Below are 3355 nucleotides of genomic sequence, written 5' to 3' on the forward strand. Positions count from 1 at the left end.
TAAATAATTACTTTTTGTGATTAAAAATAGAATTTAAAAAATAATCTCTATTAATCATAGTGTTAATGTTTTATTTTTCTTTTCGTCGATAATTTAAACATTTTCAGTGTGCTTATCAAATTACTGTAAATATAAATAAAGCTTCCTATATCTGGCTTGACAACGTTTTCATACCATCCGTAAACTCTATTTGTGGGGATTTGTGGGATAATGTGGTGTAAATTACAAAGCTGGGGGTAATGAGGATGTTTCGTGGAGCAACACTCGTTAATCTTGACAGCAAAGGGCGAATAACAGTTCCTTCCCGTTATCGAACAACGCTGAGTGAGATTTCTGAAGGTCAAATGGTTTGTACCATCGATCTCAATCAACCATGTTTATTACTTTATACCCTTCCTGAATGGGAAAAGATTGAGTTAAAATTAGCGGCTTTGTCCTCCATGAACCCCGCGGAACGTCGAGTTCAACGTTTGTTATTAGGTCACGCCAGCGAATGCCAAATGGATAGCGCAGGACGTCTTTTGTTAGCTAGCACGCTAAGACAGCATGCGGGGCTAACAAAAGAGGTCATGTTAGTCGGTCAATTCAATAAATTTGAATTGTGGGATGAACAGGTCTGGTACAAACAGATCGAACAAGACATTGTCGCCGAGCAAACCTCACAGGAACCGTTATCGACACGACTATTGGATTTATCACTTTAAATAATGACAACGAATAATTTTAGTCATACCAGTGTATTACTGGATGAAGCAGTGAATGGCCTGAATATTAAACCTTCAGGTATTTATATTGACGGAACATTTGGTCGCGGAGGCCACTCCCGTTTAATTTTATCGCAATTGGGTGAACAAGGTCGTTTGATTGCGATAGACAGAGATCCACAAGCTATTGCTGTTGCAAATGAAATTGATGATGCTCGATTTTCTATTGTTCATGGGCCTTTTTCAAATATTGAGCAGTATGTTAATGAGCTTGGTTTGGCCGGAAAAATTGACGGTGTATTACTGGATTTAGGTGTTTCTTCTCCTCAGCTAGATGATCCTGAACGCGGCTTCTCTTTTATGCGTGATGGGCCTCTTGATATGCGTATGGACCCTACATCAGGGCAATCAGCTGCACAATGGCTGATGACAGCCGCAGAAGACGACATTACATGGGTATTGAAAACATTTGGTGAAGAGCGTTTTGCTAAGCGTATTGCTCGCGCCATTGTTGCACGTAACAAAACAGAAGAGCCTTTGACTCGAACTAAGCAATTGGCGGATTTAATTAGCGATGCAAGCCCAGTAAAAGAGCGACATAAACACCCAGCAACGCGTAGTTTTCAGGCAATTCGTATCTATATCAATAGCGAATTAGATGAAATTGAAAAAGCATTAAAAGGTGCTGTTTCAGTGTTAGCACCTGAAGGACGTTTATCAGTCATTAGTTTCCATTCGTTGGAAGATCGATTGGTGAAGCGTTTTATTCGAGATGAGAGCAAGGGACCTGTTGTTCCCGCAGGTATTCCTCTCACACAAGCGCAGATAAAAGAGTTAGGAAGTGCTCGCTTATCAAGTATTCACAAGATGAAACCGACAGGCGTAGAAGTTGAAGAAAACCCACGGGCACGGAGCTCCGTATTGCGTGTAGCACAACGTATTGAGGAATAAATGTCTACTGAACGACACTCATTACCGGGAGTTATTGGGCAGGATCTACTGCGTCATGGCAAATTATCAGTATGTTTACTGGTTGCAGTGATTATTTCTGCAGTGTATGTCGTGACGACAGCACATAAAACTCGTTTATTGACAGCAGAGAAAGAGCGTTTAGTGCTGGAGAAAAACGTATTAGAGATCGAATGGCGCAATCTCATTCTTGAAGAAAACGCGCTGGCAGACCATAGCCGAGTAGAGCGTTTTTCAAGTGATAGTTTGGGGATGATCCATGTTGACCCAACCAAAGAGAACATCGTGGTTACTAAATAATTAAGGCAAGTATGAAATTTTCACGTTCGGCAAAAGCGAAAGCAAAGACAAAGTCAAATGCCAAACTACGCAAGCCTGAAGAAAAAACAGGATTTGTGAGTTGGCGTTTTGCGTTGCTTTGCGGTGGTATTGGTATCGCTTTAGCCGCGCTATTAATCCGCGTTGCCTATTTACAGGTTATTAATCCCGATCCCCTTATTCGTGAAGGGGATATGCGTTCTCTACGTGTGCAAAAAGTACCAACCGCAAGAGGCATGATCAGCGATAGAATGGGAAGACCTCTCGCCGTTAGCGTGCCTGTTTTTGCCATTTGGGCAGATCCTAAAGTTGTATTAGATGCTAATCCCGATATGACGGACTCTCGTTGGTTAGCACTTGCTGATGCACTGAAAATGCCAGTGAATCAAATTGAGCAAAAGATTGTCGCAACGCCTTCTGCTCGTTTTATCTATTTGGCTCGCCAAGTGAATCCTGAGATTAGTGATTATATTAGTAAACTCAAAATCACTGGGATTAATATGCGCCAAGAATCAAAACGCTATTACCCATCAGGTGAAGTAACCGCTCACATCATTGGTGTAACAAATATTGATGGTGATGGTATTGAGGGTGTTGAAAAAAGCTTTAATCAGTGGCTGACAGGTGCCCCTGGAGAGCGCGTTGTTCGTAAAGATGGTTTTAACCGTGTTATCGAGAATATCGCTCAAACAGACAGTCAAGCAGCTCACAACTTGATGTTAAGTATTGATGAGCGTTTACAATCTGTGGTGTATCGCGAATTGACCAATGCGGTTATTAAAAATAAAGCTGAATCGGGAACAGCAATTTTAGTTGATGTCAATACAGGTGAAGTGCTGGCAATGGCAAATAGTCCATCGTATAACCCCAATAATTTAGCGGGTACACCTAAAGATGCGATGCGTAATCGTGCTATTACCGATATTTTTGAACCGGGTTCTACTGTTAAACCCATGGTTGTGATGAGTGCACTTCACAATCATATTATTCAAGAAAATAGTGTTATTAATACTGTTCCTTATCGTATTAACGGCCATCAAATCAAAGATGTAGGACGATATAATGAGCTGTCGATAACAGGAATATTACAGAAATCGAGTAACGTTGGTGTTTCACGACTAGCGTTAGCGATGCCTGCATCTGAACTTGTGGATGTCTATTCACGTTTTGGATTCGGGAAACCAACTAACTTGGGGCTAGTTGGTGAAAGTAGTGGCATATTTCCAATAAAAAAAACAACGGTGGTCCGATCTTGAAAGGGCCACCTTCTCATTCGGATATGGGCTAATGGTAACACCGTTACAGTTAGCGCGTGTCTACGCAACAATTGGTAGTTTTGGTATTTACCGACCTCTTTCTATTAC

The 3355-nt window shown here is 41.3% G+C and carries 3 protein-coding genes and 1 pseudogene; all 4 read left to right on the plus strand.

Going from position 1 to position 3355, the window contains the following annotated elements; all coding sequences use genetic code 11:
• Positions 1 to 245 precede the first annotated feature (245 nt).
• The gene (mraZ, locus tag BHE89_RS12830) at positions 246 to 704 is read left to right on the plus strand and encodes a division/cell wall cluster transcriptional repressor MraZ (protein ID WP_069367686.1); all 459 of its coding nucleotides are present in this window, start codon (positions 246 to 248) and stop codon (positions 702 to 704) included.
• A 3-nt stretch (positions 705 to 707) separates the two neighbouring features.
• Complete coding sequence (rsmH, locus tag BHE89_RS12835; protein ID WP_069367687.1) at positions 708 to 1655, plus strand: 16S rRNA (cytosine(1402)-N(4))-methyltransferase RsmH; 948 nt, start codon at positions 708 to 710, stop codon at positions 1653 to 1655.
• On the plus strand, positions 1656 to 1973 hold the full coding sequence (gene ftsL / locus BHE89_RS12840; RefSeq protein WP_069367688.1) for a cell division protein FtsL: 318 nt from the start codon (positions 1656 to 1658) through the stop codon (positions 1971 to 1973).
• Positions 1974 to 1984: 11 nt separating this feature from the next.
• Positions 1985 to 3355: pseudogene (ftsI, locus tag BHE89_RS12845) on the plus strand (peptidoglycan glycosyltransferase FtsI); the annotation flags it as partial.

This window comes from Shigella sp. FC1967 (assembly GCF_001743005.1).
In the GTDB taxonomy this organism is placed as follows: Bacteria; Pseudomonadota; Gammaproteobacteria; order Enterobacterales; family Enterobacteriaceae; genus Proteus.